This is a genomic window from Brevibacterium ammoniilyticum (genome assembly GCF_038429965.1).
Taxonomy (GTDB): Bacteria; Actinomycetota; Actinomycetes; order Actinomycetales; family Brevibacteriaceae; genus Brevibacterium; species Brevibacterium ammoniilyticum.
The window spans coordinates 78,366-102,869 of sequence record NZ_BAABNP010000007.1; the positions used below are offsets into that span (position 1 = coordinate 78,366).

Annotated in this window: 28 protein-coding genes and 1 pseudogene; 15 read left to right on the forward strand and 14 right to left on the reverse strand. The window is 66.8% G+C overall.

What is annotated here, in order from left to right; translation table 11 throughout:
* Positions 1-38 precede the first annotated feature (38 nt).
* Positions 39-797 carry an HpcH/HpaI aldolase family protein gene (locus AAHA49_RS09830; RefSeq protein ID WP_342038124.1) on the forward strand — a complete coding sequence of 253 codons (759 nt, stop codon included), beginning with the start codon at positions 39-41 and terminating at the stop codon, positions 795-797.
* A 1-nt stretch (position 798) separates the two neighbouring features.
* Here AAHA49_RS09830 and AAHA49_RS09835 read toward each other — a convergent pair whose 3' ends face one another.
* The 3 genes from AAHA49_RS09835 to AAHA49_RS09845 all read right to left on the reverse strand — a co-directional run bounded on the left by AAHA49_RS09835 (position 799) and on the right by AAHA49_RS09845 (position 2,965).
* A complete protein-coding gene (locus tag AAHA49_RS09835) occupies positions 799-1,959 on the reverse strand; it encodes a zinc-binding dehydrogenase (RefSeq protein WP_342038125.1) in 1,161 nt (386 codons plus the stop codon).
* Positions 1,960-2,063: 104 nt separating this feature from the next.
* Entirely contained in the window at positions 2,064-2,600 is a 537-nt protein-coding gene (locus AAHA49_RS09840) for a GNAT family N-acetyltransferase (RefSeq protein ID WP_342038126.1), read from the reverse strand.
* Positions 2,597-2,965, reverse strand: a complete 369-nt coding sequence (locus AAHA49_RS09845; protein WP_342038127.1) for an ArsR/SmtB family transcription factor — start codon at positions 2,963-2,965, stop codon at positions 2,597-2,599. The genes AAHA49_RS09840 and AAHA49_RS09845 overlap by 4 nt, the downstream gene beginning before the upstream one ends.
* 86 nt (positions 2,966-3,051) lie before the next feature.
* On the opposite strand from AAHA49_RS09845, the gene AAHA49_RS09850 reads away from it, so the two are divergent.
* Positions 3,052-4,371, forward strand: coding sequence for an FAD-dependent oxidoreductase (locus AAHA49_RS09850; RefSeq protein ID WP_425286511.1), 1,320 nt, complete (start codon positions 3,052-3,054; stop codon positions 4,369-4,371).
* 37 nt (positions 4,372-4,408) lie between these two features.
* Here AAHA49_RS09850 and AAHA49_RS09855 read toward each other — a convergent pair whose 3' ends face one another.
* The 4 genes from AAHA49_RS09855 to AAHA49_RS09870 are packed head-to-tail and all read right to left on the reverse strand — an operon-like array spanning position 4,409 to position 7,810.
* Positions 4,409-4,813, reverse strand: a complete 405-nt coding sequence (locus AAHA49_RS09855) for an arsenate reductase ArsC (protein ID WP_342038129.1) — start codon at positions 4,811-4,813, stop codon at positions 4,409-4,411.
* Between the two features lie 9 nt (positions 4,814-4,822).
* Entirely contained in the window at positions 4,823-5,845 is a 1,023-nt protein-coding gene (locus AAHA49_RS09860) for a metalloregulator ArsR/SmtB family transcription factor (protein ID WP_342038130.1), read from the reverse strand.
* On the reverse strand, positions 5,842-6,954 hold the full coding sequence (gene arsB, locus AAHA49_RS09865; protein ID WP_342038131.1) for an ACR3 family arsenite efflux transporter: 1,113 nt from the start codon (positions 6,952-6,954) through the stop codon (positions 5,842-5,844). The genes AAHA49_RS09860 and arsB overlap by 4 nt, the downstream gene beginning before the upstream one ends.
* A gap of 31 nt (positions 6,955-6,985) precedes the next feature.
* Positions 6,986-7,810: a hypothetical protein gene (locus AAHA49_RS09870; RefSeq protein WP_342038132.1), complete on the reverse strand. Its 825-nt coding sequence runs from the start codon at positions 7,808-7,810 to the stop codon at positions 6,986-6,988.
* Positions 7,811-7,958: 148 nt separating this feature from the next.
* On the opposite strand from AAHA49_RS09870, the gene AAHA49_RS09875 reads away from it, so the two are divergent.
* From AAHA49_RS09875 to AAHA49_RS09905, 7 genes are all read left to right on the forward strand, one after another.
* On the forward strand, positions 7,959-8,363 hold the full coding sequence (locus tag AAHA49_RS09875; protein ID WP_342038133.1) for an MmcQ/YjbR family DNA-binding protein: 405 nt from the start codon (positions 7,959-7,961) through the stop codon (positions 8,361-8,363).
* Positions 8,364-8,412: 49 nt separating this feature from the next.
* Positions 8,413-9,246, forward strand: a complete 834-nt coding sequence (locus AAHA49_RS09880; protein WP_342038134.1) for an aldo/keto reductase — start codon at positions 8,413-8,415, stop codon at positions 9,244-9,246.
* 344 nt (positions 9,247-9,590) lie between these two features.
* Entirely contained in the window at positions 9,591-10,256 is a 666-nt protein-coding gene (locus AAHA49_RS09885) for a hypothetical protein (RefSeq protein ID WP_342038135.1), read from the forward strand.
* A 118-nt stretch (positions 10,257-10,374) separates the two neighbouring features.
* Entirely contained in the window at positions 10,375-11,919 is a 1,545-nt protein-coding gene (locus AAHA49_RS09890) for a PepSY-associated TM helix domain-containing protein (RefSeq protein WP_342038136.1), read from the forward strand.
* A 314-nt stretch (positions 11,920-12,233) separates the two neighbouring features.
* A complete protein-coding gene (locus AAHA49_RS09895) occupies positions 12,234-12,746 on the forward strand; it encodes a VOC family protein (RefSeq protein ID WP_342038137.1) in 513 nt (170 codons plus the stop codon).
* A gap of 66 nt (positions 12,747-12,812) precedes the next feature.
* Entirely contained in the window at positions 12,813-13,067 is a 255-nt protein-coding gene (locus tag AAHA49_RS09900) for a hypothetical protein (RefSeq protein ID WP_342038138.1), read from the forward strand.
* A 489-nt stretch (positions 13,068-13,556) separates the two neighbouring features.
* Complete coding sequence (locus AAHA49_RS09905) at positions 13,557-14,057, forward strand: MarR family winged helix-turn-helix transcriptional regulator (RefSeq protein WP_342038139.1); 501 nt, start codon at positions 13,557-13,559, stop codon at positions 14,055-14,057.
* Positions 14,058-14,067: 10 nt separating this feature from the next.
* Here the strand turns inward: AAHA49_RS09905 and AAHA49_RS09910 are convergent, their stop codons facing one another.
* Positions 14,068-14,616, reverse strand: a complete 549-nt coding sequence (locus AAHA49_RS09910) for a glutaminase (RefSeq protein WP_425286512.1) — start codon at positions 14,614-14,616, stop codon at positions 14,068-14,070.
* A gap of 118 nt (positions 14,617-14,734) precedes the next feature.
* Positions 14,735-15,325: pseudogene (locus AAHA49_RS09915) on the reverse strand (glutaminase); the annotation flags it as partial.
* A gap of 164 nt (positions 15,326-15,489) precedes the next feature.
* On the opposite strand from AAHA49_RS09915, the gene AAHA49_RS09920 reads away from it, so the two are divergent.
* From AAHA49_RS09920 to AAHA49_RS09930, 3 genes are all read left to right on the forward strand, one after another.
* Complete coding sequence (locus tag AAHA49_RS09920) at positions 15,490-16,560, forward strand: pirin family protein (RefSeq protein ID WP_342038140.1); 1,071 nt, start codon at positions 15,490-15,492, stop codon at positions 16,558-16,560.
* A gap of 92 nt (positions 16,561-16,652) precedes the next feature.
* Positions 16,653-17,027, forward strand: a complete 375-nt coding sequence (locus tag AAHA49_RS09925) for a GNAT family N-acetyltransferase (RefSeq protein WP_342038141.1) — start codon at positions 16,653-16,655, stop codon at positions 17,025-17,027.
* An 11-nt stretch (positions 17,028-17,038) separates the two neighbouring features.
* Positions 17,039-17,521, forward strand: coding sequence for a carboxymuconolactone decarboxylase family protein (locus AAHA49_RS09930; RefSeq protein ID WP_342038142.1), 483 nt, complete (start codon positions 17,039-17,041; stop codon positions 17,519-17,521).
* 153 nt (positions 17,522-17,674) lie between these two features.
* Here the strand turns inward: AAHA49_RS09930 and arr are convergent, their stop codons facing one another.
* On the reverse strand, positions 17,675-18,085 hold the full coding sequence (arr, locus tag AAHA49_RS09935) for an NAD(+)--rifampin ADP-ribosyltransferase (protein WP_342038143.1): 411 nt from the start codon (positions 18,083-18,085) through the stop codon (positions 17,675-17,677).
* A gap of 103 nt (positions 18,086-18,188) precedes the next feature.
* Here arr and AAHA49_RS09940 point away from each other — a divergent pair, with 103 nt between their 5' ends.
* Entirely contained in the window at positions 18,189-19,499 is a 1,311-nt protein-coding gene (locus tag AAHA49_RS09940; protein WP_342038144.1) for an Nramp family divalent metal transporter, read from the forward strand.
* 80 nt (positions 19,500-19,579) lie between these two features.
* On the opposite strand, the gene AAHA49_RS09945 is transcribed toward AAHA49_RS09940, so the two are convergent.
* From AAHA49_RS09945 to AAHA49_RS09960, 4 genes are all read right to left on the reverse strand, one after another.
* A complete protein-coding gene (locus tag AAHA49_RS09945; RefSeq protein ID WP_342038145.1) occupies positions 19,580-20,704 on the reverse strand; it encodes a hypothetical protein in 1,125 nt (374 codons plus the stop codon).
* A gap of 147 nt (positions 20,705-20,851) precedes the next feature.
* Entirely contained in the window at positions 20,852-21,781 is a 930-nt protein-coding gene (locus AAHA49_RS09950) for an HNH endonuclease (RefSeq protein ID WP_339391985.1), read from the reverse strand.
* Complete coding sequence (locus tag AAHA49_RS09955) at positions 21,768-22,208, reverse strand: (deoxy)nucleoside triphosphate pyrophosphohydrolase (protein ID WP_339391986.1); 441 nt, start codon at positions 22,206-22,208, stop codon at positions 21,768-21,770. The genes AAHA49_RS09950 and AAHA49_RS09955 overlap by 14 nt, the downstream gene beginning before the upstream one ends.
* A 130-nt stretch (positions 22,209-22,338) precedes the next feature.
* On the reverse strand, positions 22,339-23,379 hold the full coding sequence (locus AAHA49_RS09960; RefSeq protein WP_339391987.1) for a DUF2891 family protein: 1,041 nt from the start codon (positions 23,377-23,379) through the stop codon (positions 22,339-22,341).
* 397 nt (positions 23,380-23,776) lie between these two features.
* Between AAHA49_RS09960 and AAHA49_RS09965 the strand changes: the two genes are divergently transcribed.
* Together AAHA49_RS09965 and AAHA49_RS09970 are read left to right on the forward strand one after the other, a co-directional pair.
* Positions 23,777-23,983, forward strand: a complete 207-nt coding sequence (locus tag AAHA49_RS09965; protein ID WP_342038146.1) for a hypothetical protein — start codon at positions 23,777-23,779, stop codon at positions 23,981-23,983.
* Between the two features lie 70 nt (positions 23,984-24,053).
* A complete protein-coding gene (locus AAHA49_RS09970) occupies positions 24,054-24,458 on the forward strand; it encodes a hypothetical protein (RefSeq protein WP_339391989.1) in 405 nt (134 codons plus the stop codon).
* The last annotated feature ends 46 nt before the right edge of the window (positions 24,459-24,504 follow it).

A 24,504-nucleotide genomic window follows, 5' to 3' on the forward strand; every position in this document is an offset into this window, starting at 1 on the left:
TGCCGACCGGCGGGCTGCTCATGTGCTTCGATTCCTCTATGACTGCAGCCTTCGAGACCCATCGCGCCCGGCTCGGCGACGGAGCCATCTACAACGGACTGTGGATGATGTCGACGAGCGCGGAGCTCGCGACGATCGGCGCGGCGACCGGCTTCGACTACGTGTGCCTGGACATGCAGCACGGCTACATCCGCCCCACCGACATCGTCCGTCTTTCCGACGCGATCCGTGCCCACGGGCCGGCGCTCGTCACCGCCCGAGTCGCCGCCAACCGGTTCACGGAGATCGGGATGCTCGCCGACGCCGGCATCGAGGCCGTCATCGTCCCCCTCATCGATTCGGTCGCCGACGCCGAGGCGGCCGTCCGGGCACTCGACTACCCGAGCCGCGGCGGCGACCGGTCATGGGGTGCGACCGCGGACATCCTCACCGGCAGCGTCCGCGACTCCCGGGCCGAGCGTCCCCTGCTCTTCGTCATGATCGAGACCGCCGAGGCGCTCGCCTCCGTCGAGGAGATCTGCACGGTGCCCGGCGTCGACGGCATCTACGTCGGCCCCGCCGACCTCGCGTTCGCCGTCGGCGCGGTGCCCGGCCGGCCCAACGACGCCCATGCCGAGGCGCTCCTGCGCATCCGCTCGGCCGCCGATGCCGCCGGCATCGTGCCCGGCATCCACTGCGCCGACGGTGCGGAAGCCAAACTCCGGGAGGAGCAGGGGTTCCGGTTCATCACCTCGGCGAGCGACATCGGGGCCGCGGCCCGGGCGCTGCGGCAGGACCTCGACACCGCGAGGGCGTGACTCAGCGCAGATCGACGACGGTGCGCAGCCCCGGGGTGGGGCGCGCGAACTCCTGAGGCAGGTCATCGAGTCCGATGGGCCCGCCGAGGATGTCCTCCCACGGCATGTCCGCGCCGTCCCCGGCGAGGAGGTCCACGGCCTGCTGCAGGTGATGCGGTTCGTAGTTGTGGACGCCGGTGATCGTGCGCCAGCCGCGGACGATGTGCTCGGGGTCGACGGACACCTGCGGGCCGGGGGAGACGCTGCCGGCGAGGACCGCAGTGCCTCCGATGCCGAGCGCGTCGAGGCAGACGCGCACACCCGCCTCGGCGCCGGAGAGTTCGATGGCGACATCGACGTCGGTGGGGAGATCCGCGGTGACGAGTGTGTCGGCTCCGGCCGCCTCGGCGAGACGACCCCGGTCAGGGGCGGGATCGAAGGCGAGAACCTCGGCGGCACCCCGGGACTTCGCGGCGGCGACCGCGGTGAGCCCGAGCATGCCGAGCCCGTTGACGAACACGCGCCGGCCGGTGAGGTCACCGGCGGCGTCGAGGACGGCCATGACGGTGGCGACCGCGCAGCCGGCGGTCGCGGCCACCGCGTCGGGCACCGACTCCTGGACGACGGCGACGGCGACGCCGCGGGGGAGGACGATGTGGGAGGCGTACGTGCCGGACAGGGCCCAGCCCGAGGCCGTCGATTCGTGGCCGACCTTGGCGACCTGAGCGCATTTCGCGCTCAGTCCGCGCCGGCAGTTGGCGCAGGATCCGCACACCGAGGTGACGGCGAAGACGACGCGGTCACCGACCGTGAGACCGCCCTCGGTGGCGGCGACGCGGCCGACGCCCTCGTGGCCGAGCACCGAGGGACACGCGCCGGGCCGGTGGCCGGCGACGGTGTGGCGATCGGACCCGCACACGGTGGCCGTGGTCAGGCGGATGAGGTTCTCGCCGGCTTCCAACGTCGGTACCGTAAGGGTCTGCCGTTCGAAGCTGTCGCCGCCGAGCCAGACGAGGGCGTCGGCCGTCGATGGCGTGCTGGGCAGCGGTCGGTCGGCGGGAGCCGGCTGGGTGTCGGCAGACGCTGGCAGGGTTTCGGCAGGAGCCGGCTGGGTTTCGGCAGTCTGGGCTGCGGCGGAGGTCATGGTGTGCGGGGCGGGCGCGGTGCGGGTGTCGTCGCTCATATGAGTCCAGTTGAGCAGGCCGCATCCGCACTTGTCTACACAAGTGGCCGAAGTTCACGTATGTGCCACGATGATTTCATGCCCCGTTGCCGGCACTCTCGCCGTCACTCGGGAGAGGTCGGCGTGCGTCTCTCGATGAGCACGGTGTCCCGCCAGCGGCCGGCAAGCGGACCAAAGGACATGCGGGCGATGCGCTCGCGACGGCCGATCGCACGGAAGCCGGCTCCTTCGTGCAGGCGCAGGCTGACGGTGTTCTCCGGGAACACCGAGGCCTGAATGGTCCACACTCCCGCACGGTCGGCGAGGGCGACGAACGCGGCGAGCAGGCGCGCGCCCACCCCTTGCCCGGCGGCGTCGGGTCTGATGTAGATCGAGTGCTCGACGACTCCGCGGTAGACCTCCCGGGTCGACACGGGTGAGGCCGCCGCCCACCCGAGCAGCTGCCCGCGAGCGTCGACGGCGGCGAGCATGAGACCAGGATGTTTGCCGGCTGCGAATGCCTCCCAGGTGCGCGGCGGCTCGGCCTCGAACGTCGCATGTCCGGTGGCGATGCCCGCGCGATAGATCTCCTCGACCGCAGGCCAGTCGGCTTCGGTGAGCGGCCGGAAGCTCAGATCGCCGACGGTCGGATCGTCCGTCACCGGGTCAGTGCCTTCGTCGCCTCGGTGAGGGGGTCGGTGACCGCCTGGAAGTACGCCCAGCGCCCTCGCTGCTCGCGGGTCGCGAGACCGGCCTCGACGAGGAGCTTCATGTGGTGGGACACCGTCGGCTGGGAGAGCCCGACGGGTCCGGTGAGGTCGCACATGCACATCTCTCCGCTCGGGCTCTCGGCGATCATGGCCAGCAGCCTCACCCGGGTCGGGTCGCCGAGGGCCTTGAAGACCTTCGCCACCTGTTCGGCCCGCGCCTCGTCGATCTCGGCACTCGGGGCGCAGCACGCTCCGGAGGCCTCGGCGGCTTTCGTCGGAGCGGTCTGGGCGGCGGTGGGATCGTGAACGGCGACCATTGTCCCATTCTTCCTCACGCATTGACAGATGTCGATACGTCGGTCAGGCTCGAGATATCGACGAATGTCAATGCATGGAGGTCGGAATGAGTCCCGTCGTCGTCATCGGTGCCGGACCGCAGGGGCTGGCGGCTGCCGCGCATCTGCTCGAGCGCGGTCTCGAACCGCTCGTCCTCGAGGCGGGCGACTCACCTGCGGCGGCCGTTGCCGAATGGGGGCATGTGCGGCTCTTCTCCCCGTGGTCCGAGCTCACCGACGCCGCCGCGCGCCGCCTCCTCGAACCGACCGGGTGGAGTCTGCCCGAATCGGGATTTCCGACCGGTGCGCAGTGGATCGAGGGCTACCTCGCCCCGCTCGCAGAGGTGCTCGGAGGGCGGGTCGCCTATGACTCCGAGGTTGTGGGGGTGGGGCGGAAAGGGCGTGACCTCGCCGTCGACGACGGACGCGCCGAGCAGCCGTTCGTCGTCCATGTTCGTCGCGGCGACGGCACCGAGGCGCGGTTCGAGGCGCAGGCCGTCATCGACGCCTCGGGGACGTGGACGACCCCGAATCCGGCAGGCGCGGACGGGCTGCCTGCGCTCGGTGAGCGTGCTGCCGTGTCAGGCGGTCTCGTCGATTTCCGTGTTCCCACAGCCGCTGAGGCCTCCGAGTTCGCCGGCGGGCATGTCGTCATCGTCGGCAACGGGCATTCGGCGGCCACGGCGATCGGTCTCTTCGCCCGCGTCGCGAAGCGCGCACCGGACACCCGGGTGACGTGGGTGCTGCGCCGCGGGTCGGTGGGCAACACCTTCGGCGGTGGCTCGGGCGATGAGCTGCCCGAGCGCGGGGCGCTGGGGCAGAGGGCGAAGAAGGCGGTCGAGGACGGCCTCGTCGATCTCGTCACCGGCTTCCGCACGGAGGAGGTCGTCGTCGAGCACGGTCGCGTCAGCCTCCGAGCCGAGGATGGGCGTCGTCTCGAGCCTGCCGACAGGATCATCGTGCTCACGGGATTCCGTCCCGATCTCTCATTCCTCACGGAGATCCGCCTCGACCTCGACATGCGCCTCCAGGCTCCGGCCAGGGTCGCCGAGGAGGTGGACCCGAACATCCATTCGTGCGGTTCGGTCCGTGCGACCGGGGCCGCCGATCTCGCCCATCCGGAGCCGGGTTTCTTCATCGTCGGAGCGAAGTCGTACGGCCGAGCGCCGACGTTCCTCGCACTCACCGGGTTCGAACAGGTGCGCAGCGTCGTCGCCGAGATCGCCGGGGACAGAGAGGCTGCGGCCCGCGTCGATCTGGTGCTGCCGGACACCGGGGTCTGCGGCGGTGCGGGGCTCTTCGATGAGCCCGCCGAGGTGAACTCCGGGGCAGGCTGCTGCACGTCCGCGCCGCAGCCGATCAGCCTCGGCGAGCGGCCCCGCCGGTGAGCGGAACCGGCGGCCCGGAAGGGTGGTCGGGCCGGACTCAGCCGATGAGGTCGTCGACGAGGGCGGAGATGCGTCGGCGGATGTCGTCGCGGATCGGACGGACGGCGTCGATGCCCTGACCGGCAGGGTCGTCGAGGTCCCAGTCCTCGTAGCGTTTGCCGGGGAAGATCGGGCACGCGTCGCCGCAGCCCATCGTGATGACGACGTCGGAGGCCTGCACGGCATCGGTGGTGAGCACCTTCGGTGATTCGGCGGTGATGTCGATGCCCTCTTCGGCCATCGCCTCGACCGCGATGGGATTGATCGCCTCGGCGGGCATCGATCCGGCCGAGCGGACCTCGATGCGGTCCCCGGCGAGGTGGCGCAGGTAGCCGGCGGCCATCTGGGAGCGTCCGGCGTTGTGGACGCAGACGAACAGGACGGTGGGGGTGCGGTCGGTCATGGGTGCTCCTCAGGTGTTGTCGGGATTCAGTGCGGCCAGCAGGTCGCGGACGTGTGCTTCGATGTCGTTGCGGATCGCAGTCAAGCCGTCGGGGGAGGCCACGGCGGGGTCGCCGACTGCCCAGTCTTCGTAGCGCACTCCCGGGACGATCGGGCACACATCGCCGCAGCCCATCGTTACGACCACGTCTGCCGCACGTACGGCGTCGTCGGTGAGCGGTTTCGGATACTCGTCTCGAGTGGTCCCTTCGCCATCGATGTCGGCAAGCAGCCGCTGAACATTCGGGTGCACCTCGGCGGACGGCATCGATCCCGCCGACCGTGCGACGACTGCGCCGCCGGAGAGCGCGTTGAGGAGTGCGGCGGCGATCTGCGACCGACCCGCGTTCTGAACGCAGACGAACAGGACCTGGGGTGCTGCGCTCGACCGATCGCGTTGGAGGTCGCTCAGGCGCTGCTGGGCAAAGCGTTCGGTCAGCGGAATGAGGTGTCGAGTGAGTTTCGCCGACCGAGCCAATCCGGTGTAGGACTCGCGGACGAGAGCGGTGACGAGGTCGCGACTGAGATCGGGGTGACGGTCGGCGAGATCGGAGGCGAGGCGGCTGACGCTCGAGTCCAGGTCGTCGAGGGAGAGGTCGCGGAGTGCGCCGTCGGGTTGGACATCGGGTGCAGCGCCGCCGATGGCTGCCGGGGCAAAGGTGTCAAGCAGCGCTGAGACTGCTCGGCGTCTGGTGGGTGCGATCCGATACCACACCCACGTGCCACGGCGTTCGGAGTCTACGAGTCCGGTGTCCTTGAGGACTTTGAGGTGGTGGGAGATCGTCGGCTGGGAGACGGAGGCGAGATCGGCGAGGTCGCAGACGCACGATTCTCCCCGGGAATCGGTGGCGATGGCGGAGAGCATGCGCAGTCGAAGCGGATCGGAGAGCGCTTTGAGAGCGCCGGCCACGGTCGATGCTGCCTCGGGGTCGATGGGGTGGGCCGTCGATGGCGCGCAGTCGGTGCGGTCGGCGAGGGCGGTCGTGTCGGTCATGGCTTCCTCGATTCGGTGGCATAGGGGTCGGTGCGGAACCAGGCGCGGGCAGCCCAGAGTGAGACGTAGACGAGTCCGACGAGGACAGGCACTTCGATGAGCGGGCCCACCACGCCGGCCAGGGCCTGTCCGGATGCCGCCCCGAAAGTGCCGATGGCCACGGCGATCGCGAGCTCGAAGTTGTTGCCCGCGGCAGTGAAAGCGAGGGTCGTCGAGCGAGCGTAGCCGAGTCCGATGGTCTTGCCGAGGAGGAGCCCAGCGAACCACATGAGGCCGAAGTAGATGACGAGCGGCACCGCGATTCTCACGACGTCGAGAGGGTTCGAGGTGATCGCTTCGCCCTGCAGGGCGAAGAGCAGAGTGATGGTGAAGAGGAGTCCGTAGAGTGCCCAAGGGCCGATCGCAGGGAGGAAGCTCTCCTCGTACCAGACTCGTCCTCGACGCTTCTCGCCGATCCAGCGTGAGGCGAATCCGGCCGCCAGGGGAAGGCCGAGGAAGACGAGGACGTTGAGTGCGATCTGCCACGCGGAGATCTCGAGACCCTGGGAGTCCAGGCTGAGCCAGCCGGGGAGCACGGTGAGGTAGAACCATCCGAGGACGGAGAACGCGAGGACCTGGAAGACCGAGTTCATCGCCACCAGGACGGCGGTGGCTTCCCGATCGCCGCAGGCCAGGTCGTTCCAGATGACGACCATCGCAATGCATCTGGCGAGGCCGACGATGATGAGTCCTGTGCGGTATTCGGGCAGGTCGGGAAGGAATGACCAGGCCAGGGCGAACATGACCGCTGGACCGATGAGCCAGTTGAGCACGAGCGAGGAGATGAGGAGTCTGCGATCACCCGTTACGGCGGCGATCCGGTCATAGCGCACCTTCGCGAGGACCGGGTACATCATGACGAGGAGACCGATGCCGATCGGGACGGAGATCCCGGCGACTTCCAGATCGCTCAGCAGCGCCGAGAGCGCGGGGACGAAACGGCCGAGAAGCAGCCCAGCCGCCATTGCCAGTCCGATCCACAGCGGCAGCCACCGGTCGAGGGTGGACAGGCGTTTCGGGCTGGAGGGTGCGAGGTCGGCGACGTGGCTTTCGACATGTTGATTCGACATGTATCTATATTGACGAACATCTATACAGAGATCAAGCCGAGGTGAGGTCAGTTCTCCGATCGTTCATCTGACCAGAAGTTGATGCGCGCTTCAGGAGGAAGCGTGAGGTGATGATCAGTCCGAGGCCCGCGACGAACAGCACGATGACGATGATGAAGAGGCCGAAGGGGATGCCGTAGTCGTTGATCGAGAACTCCGCTCCGTTGACCGAGTGGCCGCTCCACACGATGTACGGAGGGATGAACGATTTCTCAACTCCGAACGAGGCTACTTCGTCGCCCTTCGCCAGCGGGGGATCGAGGCTCACTCCGCCGGAGTTCGACGCTGGGTACCACTGCATGTAGAGGAAGAGGTAGGTCCAGGGAATCGGCAGGCACGCCGAGGTGATCAGCCCAGTGCCCCATTTGCCTGCGCGGTGAACCGTGGTGGATCCGAACAGTCGGAGAAGTGCGCGCACGATCACGGCGATGAGAACGCCGATGAGGGTGATGACGCATGCGGCGACGAGGAGGAGTGAGAAGAGGAGCAGAAGGCTCGTGTCGACGTCTCCTGTCTGCATGGCGTAGCCGCCGTCGGCGCTGGTCCCTTCACACTGGTATCCGCTCCATCCGTCGCTGACGATCGTGATCTCATCCGGCTGAGCCATGTCGATGAGACCTCGGCAGACCTCTTCGGGGCCGCGCCTGCGAGCGTCCATGAGGGCTGCGAACATCCAGACCGATCGCACTGCGATGAGCAGCAGGGCAACGACGAGACCGAGGATGGCGAGGAGGCTCACGCGCTGCAGGACCGAGAGTCGCCGGAATACGCGCAGCGCCCAGCGGTCCCTGAGCTTCGTCCTGGTCTTTCCTGTCATGGTTTCGACCCTATCCGAGGGCGGCGTCGCGCTGACGAGGAACGACGGTTGGTTTGCTCACTGTTCGCCCAAGTCAATCGCGTGCGATGCGGGGGTCAGTCTCGACGGATGCCGGGGCCGCCTCGGCGAGGGGACGTATCGTGGGCACATGGCACACGAGCTGATGTTCGATCCCGACGATCTGGTGCTGGGGCAGTTCCGGGAGATCGCGTTGAGCTTTTCCGAGGCGCAGGAGAAGGTCTCCCACGGGCGGCCGACGTTCTTCACGAAGAAGGTCTTCGCGTACTTCGGTGCCGCGGAGAAGCACGTCACCGGGGAGCTGGAGCAGCATCCGCATGCGATGCTCGTCCTCCTCGAGCCGATGGACGCCGAGGTGATGCTCGAGCGGTCGGACACGTTCGTTCCCATGTACCTCGGTCCGACCGGGTGGATCGGCGTCGAGCTCGCTGACCTGGATGCCGGGGAGATCCGCGAACTCCTCGCCGATTCGTACCGCAGTACCGCGCCGGTCAGGCTCGCGCGGATGGTCGCAGACGATCCGGCAAGCGACTGAACGGTGCTGGCCCTGGCCGCGGCCGCCTCGGCGGATCTAGGGTGGAGGCATGACTGAGATTCCCACGCTCGATCTCAATGACGGCCGCGCGATCCCCGAGATCGGCCTCGGCACCTACGCGATGACCGGCGATGACGGTGTCGAAGCGATCGGCGCCGGCATCGAAAGCGGTTACCGACTGCTCGACACCGCGGTCAACTACGAGAACGAACGCGAGGTCGGTCGCGCCATCGCGGAGAGTCCAATCGACCGCGGAGACCTCTTCATCACGAGCAAGATCCCCGGTCGCCACCACGGCTTCGACGAGGCCATCGCAAGCACCGAGGAGTCGCTGGCCCGCCTCGGCCTCGACTATCTCGACCTCCACCTCATACACTGGCCCAACCCCAGTGTCGGCCGGTACGTCGACACGTGGCGCGGCCTCATTGAACTGCGCGACCGTGGCCTCGTGAAGTCCATCGGCGTTTCGAACTTCACCGCGGACATGCTCACCGAACTCATCGAGAAGACCGGCGTGACACCGGCGGTCAACCAGGTCGAACTCCACCCGTATTTCCCGCAGACCGCGCTCGTGGAGTTCCATAGGTCGATCGGCGTGCAGACCGAATCGTGGTCCCCGCTCTACCGCGACGGCGGGCTGTTCTCCGAAGATCCCGTCACCGAGGCGGCCCTGACCCACGGTGTCGAACCCGCCCAAGTAGTGCTGCGCTGGCACGTCGAGATCGGCAGCATTCCCATCCCGAAGTCGGCCAACCCCGACCGTCAGCGGCTCAACGCCGACATCTTCGGCTTCTCCCTGACTCCCGCCGAGGTGGCTGCCATCTCCGGTCTCGAGCGCGGCCGCATGAAGGACCGCGACCCCCTCACTCACGAAGAGATGTGAGCTGATCTCTCGCGTTCGACCCTGAGTCAGGGTCCAACTGTGTGTCACAGTGCTGGGCTCGTGCCACCACCGGACGTCGGACTGAGTGGGTAAGTTGAGAGAAGACCGTTCCGCCGCGCAAGGAGTACACGGCCGCTGTCGCCGCGCTCTGGGAGTGACCGGCGCTGACCGGCGGCTTCGGTCTCAACCTCGCCGAAGCCGCCGATGTCGCACCCGCGGGGTCAAGCCCCGGCGTCCAAGCAGGCTCGCCCAAGCAGCGTTGCCCAAGTCTCGTTGTCGGCGGTCATCGGAACGGCACATCGAGGTCACCTGAGCATGTGACAATGGTGGGCGTGAAGTGGGAGATGCGAAGCCGGAAGGCTCGGCGCGGCAGTGCTGCCGCCATCGCCGCCACCTTCCTCGCACTCACCTCCCACATCCTCGGCGGGGGCTCGATGCCCACGTTCCTCGGACTTGCCGTGCCCCTGGCGCTGTCGACCCTCGTCTGCGTCCTCCTCGCGGGCAGGCGCCTCTCGCTCACCCGTCTCTCGGCCTCCGTCTTCGTCAGTCAGGGACTCTTCCACGGGCTGTTCACCGTCTTCACCCCCATGCACACGATGGGCCCGACGAGCGCGGCCGACCGACAGGCGATGCTCCACAGCGGCATGCAGCACTCCTCCGGCACTGCATCCGGAACGGCGATGTCCGGCGGTGCGGGCATGGGGTCGATGCCGGGGATGGACGACCCCTCGGCGATGCTCCACGCGCATGCGAGCCCGCAGATGACGACGATGCACATCATCGCCGCGTTCGTCACGATCGCCCTCATCTACTGGGCGGAGGCGCTGCCGACGAAGCTCGCCGAGTTCGTCCGCCTCGTCCTCGGATCCATCGTCCCGGCGCTCTGCCGTCTGCGGGCGCTGCCGACACGACCGCGCGCCGTGGTCGCCCTCACCGTTCTCCTGCCCCAGTCACTGGGCACGATCCGCTCGCCGATCCTGCGGCGAGGACCCCCGCACCTGGCTTTCTGATCCCTTCCATCACCGACCGAACCGACCCGGCGATCCGCCGTGCCGTCCTCGGTCGCCTCAGCATGCCTGCCCGAATGCGGGCACGCGGCTGACCTCGACACTCACAGAAAGCCAGATCATGACCTCACCGTCATCATCCCTGCCCGAAAAGTCGGGCACCGACCTCGACCCGCCGGCGCAGCCGAACAAGAACTTCATTCCCGATTCACGCCGCTACCCGCCCGACCAGCCGGACCAGGCCGCGGGGCGGAGTAGGACCCAGCGAGCCAAGACCGCTCCCTGGTTCACACCCCTGCTGCGCCGACTCCACTTCTACGCCGGCATCTTCGTCGGCCCCTTCATCCTCGTCGCCGCGATCAGCGGCGGACTCTACGCGCTGAGCCCGCAGGTGGAGAAGATCATCTACGCCGACCAGCTCACCGCCTCCTCCCGCGGAGTCGCCCTGCCCCTGGCCGACCAGATCGATGCCGCCAACGCCTTCATCGGCGAGGGGCAGAGGATCAGCGCCGTCCGTCCCGCCCCCGAGCCGGGGATGACGACACGGGTGATGTACGCCGATGAGAGCCTCGGCGACAGCGAATCCCGGGCGATCTTCGTCGATCCCGCCACCGCCGAGGTGAAGGGCGACCTCACCGTGTACGGCACCTCGGGTGCCCTGCCCCTGCGGACATGGATCGACCAGTTCCACCGCAGCCTCCAGCTCGGGGACTTCGGCCGCTACTACAGCGAGCTCGCGGCCTCCTGGCTGGGCATCATCGCCGTCGCCGGACTCTGCCTCTGGATCGTCCGTGCACGGAAGTCGAAGAAGGCCGCCGCGGCCATGATCAAGCCCTCGAACAAGCACAAGGGCCTGCGTCGCACGCTGTCCTGGCACGCCTCTGTGGGTGTGTGGATCGCGATCGGGATGCTCTTCCTCTCCGCCACGGGAATCACGTGGTCCCAGCTGGGCGGGGACAACGTCTCGAAGCTGCGGGAGGCACTGAACTGGACGACACCGTCGGTCTCGACGGCCCTCGGCGACAATGCCGGTGCTGCGCCGAGCGGCGAGCACGCCGGTCACGACATGAGCGGCATGACCGGTGCGGGGGACCCGGCCGGCAACCCCGACCCCGCAGCCTTCGACATGTTCCTGTCCATGGCGCAGAACGTCAACGTCAACACCGGTCTCGTCGAGATCAAACCCCCGGCCGATGAGAACTCGGCGTGGGTGGTCCAGGAGATCCAGCGCAGCTTCCCCACCGAGGTCGACTCCGTCGCCTTCGATCCGACGACGATGGCGATCACCGACCGGGCCGACTTCGCCGACTTCCCCATCGCCGCGAAGCTCTCCCGCTGGGGCATCGACCTCCACATGGGGTCGATGTTCGGCCTGCCCAACCAGATCGCGCTCGTCTTCCTCGCCGCCGGCATCGCCGCGATGGTCGTGTGGGGCTACGTCATGTGGTGGCAGCGCCGGCCCAAGCACGACACGACGAAGCGCTTCGGCGTCGCCCCGGCCAGGGGCGCGCTCGCGCAGGCGCCCTGGTGGGGCGTGGCCCTGGTCGCGCTCGTCGCGATCGGCGTCGGGCTCTTCCTGCCGCTCGTGGGCATCAGTCTCGTCGGCTTCGTCCTCGTCGACGTGATCGTGGGATTCGTCGCCCGACGCAGGTCGCGGACGACCTAGGTCCCGGATCGGGTCCTTCTCCGGCCCGAGAACAGCCGGACGGTCCGAGCTGAGCCCAGCCGCCTCGGTGGGGGAATGATCCCCTCGCCGAGGCGGCTGTCCCATGTCCGGCCCGCGTCACCTCGGCGAGGGCTTCGTTCGGGGGACCCTTACCGACTTTGCGTCGACTCGGATGCGGTTCCCGGCAGCTTGACCAGGTGCCCTCGAACGGCGCCGAGGAATCGGTCGCCGAGAGGACTCAGAGACATCTCCTTCCGTTTCGCCCCGGTCCGGGGTGCGGCAGCTTCGGTGCTGGTCAGCAGTCAGGTGTTACCATGACGATCAATTCCGCTTCTGGTGGTATGGAGGATATAGCCATGAGTGACGGTTCGATGAACTCTGCACCTATTACCGCGGGCGTCACCGTACAGGTGTACGTGCCGACCAACGAGACTGCCACAGCACGATCGTTCTACAGCACGCTATTCGGTCGCGAACCGGAGTTCGAACCGCATGATGATTTCTTCGAGTGGTCTCCGATCTCAGGCCAAGAATGCTGGGTTCAGGTCGGAGGCAAAGCAGACGCAGCGCCTATGCACAATAGAATGCGATTCCGTGTGCACGACCTCCGTGCTGCACTGGACTTTCTCGACTCGTCAGGGATTGAGCATTCCGAACCCTCGCAGCTGCCTGAAGTTGTTGCGTTTGTCGACTTCTCCGACCCGTGGGGTAATCGGCTCGGCTACTACCAAGATCTAGTGCCCAGTGAACAGCAGGTGGAATACCGGGGAACTTCGGTCAACGACGATGCGCAGTTCATTGAGTATGAGGGATCTCACCAGAAGTAGCACCCTGGGAAGCCCCAGTGGCTCGTCCTTCCTGATCTCGTCGCCTCGGCGTTGACGATGGGGCCGATGTTCGTCGCCGGAACGCGCCTGACGATGACCGCGGTGCCGGAGGGGTCAGCCGGCACGATGGGCGCTGTGATGAACTCGGCCACCGAGATCACCGGCGCGATCGGCATCGGTCTCCTCAGTCTCGTCGCATCGGCCTCCGCCGGTCCCGGGTACGGTCGGGCGATCGGCTGCGGGGCGATCGTGCTCGGCCTCAGCGCCGGGATCGTCGGTGTGATGTGGGCCGTCCGCTGTCGGGGTGTCACAAGACGATGACAGTTGTCGTCGATTCCCACCATCGGCGTTCGTCTGCCGCATAGTCTGGGCACATGCCAGACGTCCTCGACACCAGGACCCCGCCGGGTGCGGATCACGGCTCACCGCGGGCCGGCAACGGCTGCACAGGAGCACGGGACGATCGACCGCCTCGGCGGCTGGCAATGCTGGTTCGTGGGGGGCCCGAACGGCACCGCACGAACAGCCCGAAATGGGGAAGCTGCGGGGATGCATCCGAGCGTACTCCGGGGAGGAGGCGCCAGTGTTGCCGCGAAACGCGTCCGCCTGAACCCTGGACTGTTCCATTGAACAATGAAATTGTTGTCGTGGCAACAAGTATCGGGAAGAGTTCACTTGCAGGGTCAGCGCAGCCCCTCACCACCAGCTGCGCACGTTCGTCACCATCTGTGCAGGAGTCGTCATGGTCGTCCCACCCCATTCGAACAGTCCGTCACCGTGCCCCGGCGCGGCCGGAATCGGAGGCCAGTGATGACTGAGACGACGCCCGTGAGCAGCATCCTCCGGCAGATCGCGCCGATCAAGATCGCCACGTGGCGGCTGGCGATGGAGAAGCACCAGGACTTCATGGCCCAGTTCGAGATCGCCTTCCGGGAGCGCCACAACCTCACCCTCAACGAGTTCGACACGCTCATCAACACCCCGCCCGATGAGCCGATCCGCCAACGCGACCTCCTCCAGTCGATGGTGCTCAGCCGCAGTGCGCTCTCCCGTCTGCTCCGCCGGCTCGAGGCGCGTCGGATCGTCACGCAGTCCCCGGATCCGGAGGATCAGCGCGGGGTCCTCGTCGAACTCACCGAAGCGGGCCGGAAGCTGCGTGAGGAGGCGGCGGAGACGAACGCGGAGGTCATCCTCGCCGGGTTCGCAGGCCTCACCGACGCCGAGGCGGAGACCGTGTTCGACCTCGTGAGCAAGGTGCGTCCCGTCCAACCGCCTCAGCATCTCGCCGAGGCGGACCCGGGGACGGACTGAGCCCGCGTCCTCAGCCGGCGGTCGTCTCCGTCGCATCGAACGGGTAGGTGCCGTCGCCCATGTCGGGGTCCGGGAGCTTGCCGTCGGGATCGGCGAGGCCGACGCTCAGCCCGTCGAGGCGCAGCCGACGCATCCCCTCGAGGACCATGCGACGGCCGACGTCGGTGAAGCCGTCGACCCGGGAGACGTCGAAGACCAGGGTCCCCGCGGTCGGGGCCGATTCCTCGAGGGTGTGGAGGATCGATTCGGCGCTGCTGAAGTTGATCGACCCCTGGAGGTCGACGACGACGCGATCGCCGTCGGAGCGGATATCGCGCACCGCGGCGGTGCCGGTCGGTTCGGTCTCCATGAGGTGGAGGCCCATGTCCTTCGACAGGCGGCGGAAGAGCTTGATCCCGCGCACGCTGTTGCCGTGCTCGTCGAGGCGCGGGGACAGGGAGCCGATGCCGATCTGACCGGGCAGGGCGCCGAGGAGACCGCCGGCGACGCCGCTCTTGGCGGGGATGCCGACCTCGGTGAACCAGGTGCCGGCAGCGTCGTACATGCCCGCCGCGGCCATCGCGGACAGCGTCTGCCGGGCGGCGTCGCGGCCGATGATCCGCTCCCCGGTGATCGGATGGGTGCCGCCCGGCGGCCAGGGTCGCCGTCATCTTCGAGATGTCCTTGACGGTGACGAGGATCGAGCACTGCGCGGTGTAGCCGTCGACGATCTCATGCGGGTCGTCGTCGAGGATGCCGTAGCTGCGCAGCATGTGGGCGATCGCGAGATTGCGGTCGGCGGTCTCGAGCTCGGACCGGTAGACCTCCTCGTCGATGCTCAGCTGCCGGCCGGCCAGGGCGGAGAAGAACTCGAGGGACCGCTCCACCCGGGCATCCCGGGAGGCACCCGGGGCGACGAGGAGGCTGTGCGTGGTCAGGGCACCGGCGTTGATCATCGGGTTCTTCGGCCGGTAGGTGCCCTCCTCGAGGGAGAGCATGTTGAACGCCGCCCCGGAGGGTTCGACGCTGACGTGGGCATCGACGACCTCAGCACCCCGGTCGGCCAGCGCTGCGGCGTAGGCGAAGGGCTTCGACATCGACTGGATGGAGAACTCGACGTCGCTGTCGCCGGCGGCGTACGTGCGTCCTTCGACCGTGGTCACGGCCACGGCGAAGCGGTCGGGATCGGCGGCGGCGAGGGCGGGAATGTAGTCGGCCACCGCGCCGTTGTCCTCAGTGCGAAGGGCCTCGAGGATCTCGTCGAGGTAATCGGGGATGGGCGTTCGCATCGGTCTCCCTCTCTGCGGACTCACTGCGGATCGGGGGTCTGGGGGCGCCCCCTGGACGCAACCATACAACTATGGAACTGTTGAAGAAGCAACGAATCGGGTCGCATTCCCCGGCGGCGGACACACCGCCTGCCGCCGCGGTCCGTGAAGAGAGGCAGGCCGCCATGAGCAACGTCGAAACCGCCCCCGACCAGGTGGTGTGCCGGTCGGGCAGCCTGCCGGACGCCCAGTGCGATCAGCGCGGACGCGCCCCTGTCGAGATCATCACCGCCCGTGACGTGCCCCTCGGCGGTCCCCGGGCGATGACCGTCCACCGCACTCTCCCGCAGCGGCAGCGGTCCCTCATCGGACCGTGGTGCTTCGTCGACCACTACGGGCCCGACGACGTCTCCGCCTCCGGGGGCATGGACGTCGCCCCGCACCCGCACACGGGACTCCAGACCGTGAGCTGGCTCTTCGAGGGCGCCATCCAGCACATCGACTCCGGCGGCAACGCCGGTCTCGTCCTGCCCGGGGAGGTCAACCTCATGACCGCCGGACGCGGCATCTGCCACTCCGAGGTCTCGACGACGGAGACGACGACCCTGCACGGCGTCCAGCTGTGGCTGGCCCTGCCCGAGAGCTCCCGCCACCAGTCCGAACGCGAATTCGAGCACTTCGCCCCCGAGGTGGTCCCCTTCGACGGCGGGGAGTTCCTCGTCTTCCTCGGGCAGCTGTGGGGACAGTCCTCCCCGGTGCGCACCCATTCGCCCCTCCTCGGCGCCGAGATCCGCCTGCAGCCGGGCGCGAGCATCGACCTGCCGGTCAGTCCCGACTTCGAACACGGGATCCTCGTCGACGCCGGCGAGGTGGCCGTCGAGAACGTGCCCATCCCGCGGGCCGGGATCGGCTACACGGGGATCGGGCTGAGTGAGATCCGCATCGCCAACCTCGGCGAGACACCGGCCCGGGTCGTCCTCCTCGGCGGGGAGCCCTTCGCCGAGGAGATCGTCATGTGGTGGAACTTCGTGGGCCGCAGCCACGAGGAGATCGCCGAATACCGGCAGGAATGGCAGGACGGCAGCGACATGTTCGGCGTCGTCGACGGCTACGTCGGACGCGGCGGGCCGGGGAGGAACGCCGAGGGGCTGAGCCGCCTGCCCGCACCCACCCTGCCCGACGTCCGCATCCGCGCCCGAACCAATCCGCCGCCGCAGGTCCAGGGCGGACCGGACCCCGACTCTGCCCGGCGGTGAGCTCTGCGGCAGCACGCCCGGGACCACCGATGAGCACGACCCCCACCATCCCCACCGCAGTGACAGGCACTGCAGAGAGCAAGGAGAGAACCATGAACGATGAACTCAAGGACTCCACCGGCGAAGAGGTCACCGTCGAACTCGACGAGCCCGGTCTCGCCTACGTCATCAAGGTCGCCGACGGTGAGGTCGCCGGCCGCGCCCACTACCTCGTGGGGGAGAACGACGAGAACGAGCGGATCTTCTATCACACCGTCGTCGACGAGAAGTTCGGTGGGCGGGGGCTGTCGAAGATCCTCGTCGCCGAGGCGCTCGCCGACTGCCGTGAGAAGGGTCTGACGGTCGTGGCGATCTGTCCGCTCTTCGTCAAGAAGCTGCGGGAGTCCGGGGACGACTACATCGCCGAGGGCGGGAAGTTCCGCAACCCCACCGCGGCGGACTTCGTCTACGTCGAACAGAACGCGTGAGCATGGGCGGGATGAACGCGAACCGACCCTTCATCGACAAGTCCCATCCCGAGGTCTACAAGGCCGCCGTCGCCGCCGCGAGCGCCACCCGCAAGGCGGCGGTCGAGGCCGGCCTCGACATCGGCCTCATCGAGCTCATCAACACCCGGGTCTCCCAGATCAACGGGTGTCACACGTGTCTGAGCATCCATGTGCCGGCAGCCAGGAAGGCGGGCGTCGACCAGCTCAAGCTCGACGTGCTCGCGGCCTGGCGGGAGTCGCACATCTTCGACGACCGTGAACGCTCGGCACTTCTGCTCGCGGAGTCGCTGACGAATCTCGACGTGCCCGTCGATCGGGATGAGATCGCCGCCGAGGCGGGACAGCACCTGTCGACCGAGCAGATCGCGGCCGTCGAGTGGATCGCGACGTTCATCAACGCGTTCAACCGCATCTCGATCGCGAGCAACCACCCGACGGTGGGGGCGAAGAAGGCCGCTCAGCTCGCGGACTGAGGGTCACGGGTGGCGGGTTGGTGGCGGGCTGGCGGCGTGCGCCGGTTGGCCCGTGGGGCCGGGGTTGGTGGACGCGGTCTGGGTTGGCCACTGGTGTCGGTGGACGCGGTCTGCGGGGTCGGCCGGCGCGGTCAACGGGGGCAGTCGGCGGGGTTAGTTGATGATCTCTGCGCCGTCGTCTTCGCGGATCGCGGCGATCCTCGCCCGCCACATGCGCAGGTCTGCGGGGCTCAGCCGTTTCCAGTCGGTGACTTCGCGGACGATGCGCAGCGGTGAGGTGCTCCGGTAGGAGCGGGTGGGGTTGCCGGGGAACTTCTTGTCCGTGACGTTGGGGTCGTTCTCGAAGGGGCCTGTCGGTTCGACCTCGTAGACGTGCGGTGCTCCGTCGATCGCGGCGATCTCGGCGGCGAGGCCCGCGCCATCGGGCAGAGCGGTGAAGTAGATGTGGTTCATGATGATCTCGGGCCGGTAGTTCGAGGCGAATCCGGGGCGAAGCAGATCGCCGGGGGAGAGGGCGGCCTTCGTGCCGTGGAAGAACGGTCCGTCGTCGAGGGGCTGAGCCATGGGACCAATATACTGACCTGACGATTCGTCCGTATGTACGGAGTCGAGCGGTGATGCGGATCCGCCGATCCGTCGGCTCGTGCAAAGGAGCCAGGTCTCGCCTATGTCCTCGGAGACGACACAGCAGCGGTCAGGTCCACCCGCCTCGGCGCCCCGATCATTCTCCGGCCGTCTGCGGCTCATCGGACCGGGCATCGTCCTGGCTCTGGCGAGCGTCGGGGCCTCGGACATGATCACGACGATGAACTCCGGGGCCGAGTACGGACTGGCGCTCATCTGGGTGTTCACGGTCGGGATCCTCCTCAAGTTCGTCCTCTCCGACGCCGTGTCCCGGTTGCAGATGAGCGGGGATCGGATGCTGCTCTCGCACTTCACGCGGTTCGGGGGACGGCTGTTCCCAGGGCTGCTGCTCGTCGCCGAACTCCTCGTCGGTCTCTTCTTCGGGGCCGGCGTCGTCGCGGTGGCGACGAACATCCTCCAGGCGATCTTCCCGGTGCTGCCGTTCTGGCCGACCGCGGTCGTCGTGCTGGCCTCCGCGGCGATCCTCGTGGGCATCGGCCGGTACGGGATCGTCGAGAAGGCGATGATGGGCTTCGGCATCATCATGTTCCTCGGGATCATCGCGCTCGCGATCTCCGTCTTCCAAGGTCAAGATGCGCAGGACGTCGCGGCGGCGACGATCGTTCCGGTGTTTCCCGAGGGGTCGATCATCACGGTGATGTCGCTCATCGGCGGGGTCGGCGGGGCGACGGGGATCCTCGCGTATTCGTTCTGGATCCGGGAGAAGTCGTGGCGCAGCGCCGACTGGAAGCCGGTCGTGCGCCTCGACCTGCTCATCAGCTACGGGCTCGTGTTCGTCTTCGCGGTGGCGATGAGCGCGGTGGGGGCGTTCATCCTCTACGGTCAGGGCTTCACGATCGCCGACAACGATGCGCTCTTCGCGATCGCCGAGAGTCTTGTGGGTTCGATCGGCGAGGTCGGGCGGCTGATCTTCCTTCTGTCGTTCCTCGCGGTCGTCTACACGAGCGTGCTCGGCGGGTTCTCCGGCATCGCCTACGTCACCGCCGACGCCATCCGGGTGCTGCGCCGCTACCCGCACCAGGACGAGCCGCGGTTCGAGATGTCGGCGACCTCTGTCGAGTTCCGCGTGGTCCTCATCTACCTCAGCGTGGCGACCTTGGTGATCATGGGGCTGGGCAAGCCGGTCACCTTGGTCCTCGTCTACGCCGCGATCAGCGCGTTCATCCTGCCCGTGCTCGCGCTCGCCCTCCTCGTCATCCTCAACCGGTCGTCCGTGCCGCAGTCGCTGCGCAACAGCTGGTGGTCGAACGTGCTGCTGGCCGTGTGCCTGGGGCTCTTCGGGTTCCTCGCGGTGCTCCAGGTCATCGAGTCCGTGTCGGGGTTCGTGGGGTAGGGGACTCGGTCCCTGATCGTCGGGTGGGGCGGCAGTGCGTCGATGCTCGCGCCGAGGTGGTTCGTCGTCGTGCGGGAGTCTCAGGATTTGCGGCCGATGACGATGAGCTGTGGGGAGTGGTCGTCGGCGTCCCAGTAGAAGAGCACACGCTTCCGGCTGATTCGGTATTCGTCGAAGATCATGCTGTGGCGGGCGACGGTCGTCGTCTTCGCGGGGTCGCCGAGCAGGTCGATGACGGTGTTGCGGGTGAAGGGAGCGGCCCCGTCGATGAGGGAGTTGATCCGCAGGAACGCGGTCGCGGGATCGCCGGTTGGGCTGCGGAAGTTGAGCTGCACGAAGCGGACTGTGGCGTCCGGTGTGAGGTTGATGTGCACGGCGCTGAGGTCGCTTCCGTCGATCTCTCCGCGGAGGTAGTCACGGTCGCCGATCTCATAGTCGGTGACCGCGACCGGACCGTCGACGAGCCGCAGGACTGTGAGGGCCTTCTCGTCGTCGATGGACGTGCCCAGTGCGGCAATGGCCCAGGTGAGATCACCCGAGATTCGGCGCTTGTTCTGGGTGTTCATGGCCGGTGCCGCCGAGGTGGTGGCTGGGGTGGTGTCGAGCAGTGTGGTGATGCGCGCGGTCTCTTTCGCCGCCGACGCTTTGAGAGCGTCGTGTTCTGCGAGGGCGTCCGCTCGCGCAGTCGCGTCGGCTTGATCTCGGTTGTGGGTGAACCGGGCGGTCTCCGCGGTGTCGCTTGACGGCGTGAGATTCGCGTGAGTGATGCGGTGGTCGTTGAGGAGTGCCAGGGCACGTTCGCTGACGAGGAGGTCGGAGCCTCGGCGGGCGAAGTCGGTCTCTTCTGTGGGTTCACGGTCTTCTGAGGCTGAGGCTGAGGCTGAGGCCGGCTCGGGGCTGGGGACGAGGCGTTCCCAGCGATCAGGGAAATCGGTGTTGCTCTCGGAGACGAACTCGGGTGACTTCGTGATGACGGGGTCGGTGCGCAGCTCGAACCCGGTGAGGTCGGAGGCGCGTAGTGCGTCGGCGAGCGTTCCGGAGACGATGAAGTCCGGTGCGACGCTGACGAGATCGTCACCGAGCCAGCCGGCGAACTCGCACCGCAGGGGATCGATCTGGGTGCTCGACCCGGTGGAATCTTCAGTCCATTGCGCACCCGGGCCGACCGTGCCGGTGGCTTCGGGAGACAAGGTGTGGCGGGTCATCGGTGGCTCCTCGGGGATGCGGGGTCACTGCGTTCAATATGAATTGAAACCTCCGCATGTCTGATCACCGAAGGCTCAATTTCCATCAGTACTAGATAAGTTTCAAAGTGGACTGACGACATGCCAATGATCGATCTTGGTCAGCTCCTATCCACTCGCCGTAGCGGCTTGGAACTCCTTATATTTGGTTTCCAGCAGCTCTTGATTGGGGCGGTCGCGTCGATGCGCTGGAACCTTCATGAGTTGCCGTCCGTGAAGGTCCTGCAGTCCGTGCCTGAGCATAGGCCCGTCGACCTCTTCGAGTAGATCGTGGCGGATCTGCACGACGGAGTCCGGGCGGATACCAAGGAAGTTGCGGTCGAACGCTGCGTGATGGATCTTACACATGGCAAGACCATTAGTCACTGCCGCGATTCCTCGTTCGTCTCGGTCTGGCACAATGTGCGCCGCGTCGAGCAAGCCGGGATGCCCGAGATTGCAAATGGTGCAACGGTTCTCATATGCAGAAAGAACCATCGACCTAAACGCTGGTTGGTGCACGCGCACCTTTGCCATGCGCTGGAGGTAACGACGAGTAACTTCTTCGTGCATTGACCCTTCCAGTTCAAATGCCGCAACGGAATCTTCGGCAGCAGTGAAGGCGAATTGCTGTTGTTCTGGCTCCTCAGCCACGATGAAGACCGGGGCGATGACTTGGTACCTGGCCGGATCCATCGCGACACCAAGGAACCAAATCAATGGCAAACGAAGATTCATGGCCTCTCGAAGGCCGACGTTCTCGGGATGATTCGGGTTTGTTCCACGCCACTTGTATCGGAAGAGGCCGTCATCGCCCGTCTTGTCCTCATATGGAGGTGGTTCCCCGGGCTTGGTGTACGCAGTGCGAAACGACAGCGCAGCCGCATAGCCGCGGGGCTTCCAAATGCCTTGCATGGGGGCTTGGAGCCGCACGGACTCGCCGGCAAACTGAAAGTCAAGGATGTCTTCTCGGGTTAACGGTTCAATGCCGCCGTCTGAACGCAGTTGCAACCAATCGATTGCGGCTTGTCGCAGCCCTCTCGGCTCAGCGGTCGGCATGGTGAGACTCCTCGTGAGGCACTTGCGACTGAGAGAGTGCAGAGATCAGCGAATCGACAATGGGCCAATCGGCAGGCGCCCAATCTAACGTGGAGAGCTGATCGACAGTGCACCAACGCATTGAATCGTGATCAGTGCTCGTACGAGGAGGGTGCGACACCTTCACGCGATAGCACGCTAAGTCAATCAGCGTGCCATTGCTCTTAGTGGTCTTGCGCTCAACCAGACTGAGTATCTGAGCGTCGAGCAGATCGAGCTCCTCCGCTAATTCACGCATGAGGGCCTGTTCGGGCGCCTCTTCAGTCTCAACCTTGCCTCCGGGAAACTCCCATTTGCCACCTTCGGCCTTTTGAGGTCGGCGGCGGCACGCAAGAAACTTGCCGTCGCGCTCAATTACCGCCCCGACAACTCTGAGCACCTCAACCATGACCTCATGCTATGTCAGATACTGCTCCAGCGACCGTCGAGAGCCGACCAATGTCCAGTAGCCTGGGCGTGCTTCTGCCGGACGAAGTTGGGATGTCGGATTACGCACCGATGAAGACGACTTCGCTACCTCACGTCCCCTGCAGCTCCAGAGCCTCCCACGCAAAGGTCGCGACCCAGTGCGATGACATGTACTCGTCGGACACTGCGGCCTCGAGACCAGGCGCCATCAATGCTTCGACGCGAGTGAGCATGCCCTTGGCCAAGTGATCGAGATCTTCGTTACCGGTCTTATCGGCGATCGCCTCGAGGTGCGGGGCCAGCCGCATGATCGAGGCCGCGACCGACAGCCCCAGCCCGTAGAGGTGGCTCTGGTATCCATCGGTGGGATCGAGCACCTCGACGGGCGTGAGTGCCGGCGACTCGGGTGAGAGCTCGGAGAAGAAGCCGGGCAGCCACACGGCGAGCTCGTCCTCGGTGAGGAGCTCGGTCATGAGGTCGGCCTCGCAGAGACCTGCCGAGAGGAAGTCGTGGCCGCTCCGCTCCTGCGTGAAGTTCCACGCCCGATCCTCGGCGTAGAACCTCCTCGCCACGCCCGCGATGACGTCGACGACGTCCCGCCGACCCTGCGCCCGCGCGCCGAGGAGAATCCTCCGCAGACCGAAAGCCGTATTCGTATGCACTCCATGACGCACTGGCTCCGGAACCTTCGGCAGCCACTCAACCGTGAGATCGAAGACTGTGTCGGCGAGGATCTGCGCATTCCCAGCCAAGTCACGCAGCTGCGGATCCTCACTGGTCCGCAGCGCCTCGGCGAGTTCGACCGCCCACGCCCACCCGTACGGACGCTCCCAACTCCGGTTCTCCCGGAGGAACCATGCCTCGGCATTGAGCTTCGCCTCATTGAGATGCGAGTGCAAAAGCTCGATCGCCTCATCCCGCCACGACGCGTTCTGTGCCACTTCGGAGCCGAGCAACTTCACGAGCAGATAGTGCATGTGCACGCTCGAGTGCCAGTCGAACGAATTCGCGAACGCCGGATTCTTCTCACTAGCCGGCACGATATCGGCGAGACTGTTCGCCACATGATGCGAGGCGTACGGGTAGTCCTGCGTGATGTTCGTCAGCGCGACTCGGGCGAACGGGTCGACGACGTCGTCGGGAGTGGGCATGCGCGGGTCCTCTTCTCAGGCGGTCGGCGTCGGAGTCGGACAGCCGTTGGCGAGCCGCGTCCTCCGCACTGCCTCGATTCTGTCACTACTTCGCCGTGGTGTGCTTCGCGGTGGCGGGGTGGCGACTGGCAATTCGGGACAACCCTGCCGCGACGCCGAAGCATGGTAGTTAGGCCCGACAGCAATGAAGCGATAACGGATCGGCCGGCCGCGCATCCCCGGCGGCGACTTCGCCCCCGAAGCCGCCGACTAACAACGACGGCCGGTCGCTTGCGGTGGGGAGGTGACCGGCCGCCGAATACAGGGAGACAGCTCAGGGGAAGCCGTGCCAGGGAGACCGCTTCAGGGCATGCCGCGCCGAAGCGCCTCTATGCCGTGGAGCGTCAGCCATTTCTCGGTGGCTCCGCTGGCCGAGACCGTCGCCCGCTCGGTCACCGTGATCACCGCGCTCGCCGCTGTCTTCGGGTACTCCCCGGCGGCTGCGCTGGCGAAGGAGGCGCTCGCCTCGGACGGGCGGGTCGCCGATCTCGTCGAACGTCAGGGGCTGCTCGAGGCGGCCGAGCTCGAGAAGCTGCTCACGCCGTCCCGGCTGACCGGGGTGTGACGGGCCGAGGGGTGTTTGGGGCGCGGGCTTGCTCTGGCTGAACCCGGGAGAACGTGGGTAGGGTGTGGGCATGGTTTCGCACAACGAGGCGCGCGACTCCTCCCAGCGGTCTCGACACAGCCGAACTTTTCGTTCTCTTCAGCGGTCGGACGCGATCCGGCATGAGCTGGCCAAGATCATGAAACGAGTCGGAGCCGTAGCCGGTCCCGGCCGACACAGCTTCGCCGACGGTCTCGAAACCCATGACATTGCGAGCATGGCGGTCATCCGGCTGGCCTCCGTCATCGAGCGGGGCGATTTTCCCTCGTCGAAGCCATTGCTCACGGTCGAAGAAGCGGCGGAAATTGCGGCTGCGCGAGAGATTGCCATGCACGGTGGTGCTGATGCCATGGATGACGACCTGCTCTGGATCGTCGTCACTCAGCGGATTCCGGCAATCGTCTGTCGCCTCCGCGGACTCCTCCCGGCTCCCTGAAGCAATCAGTATTCGCTCTGCGGACGCTGCATAGGCGAAGAACCCG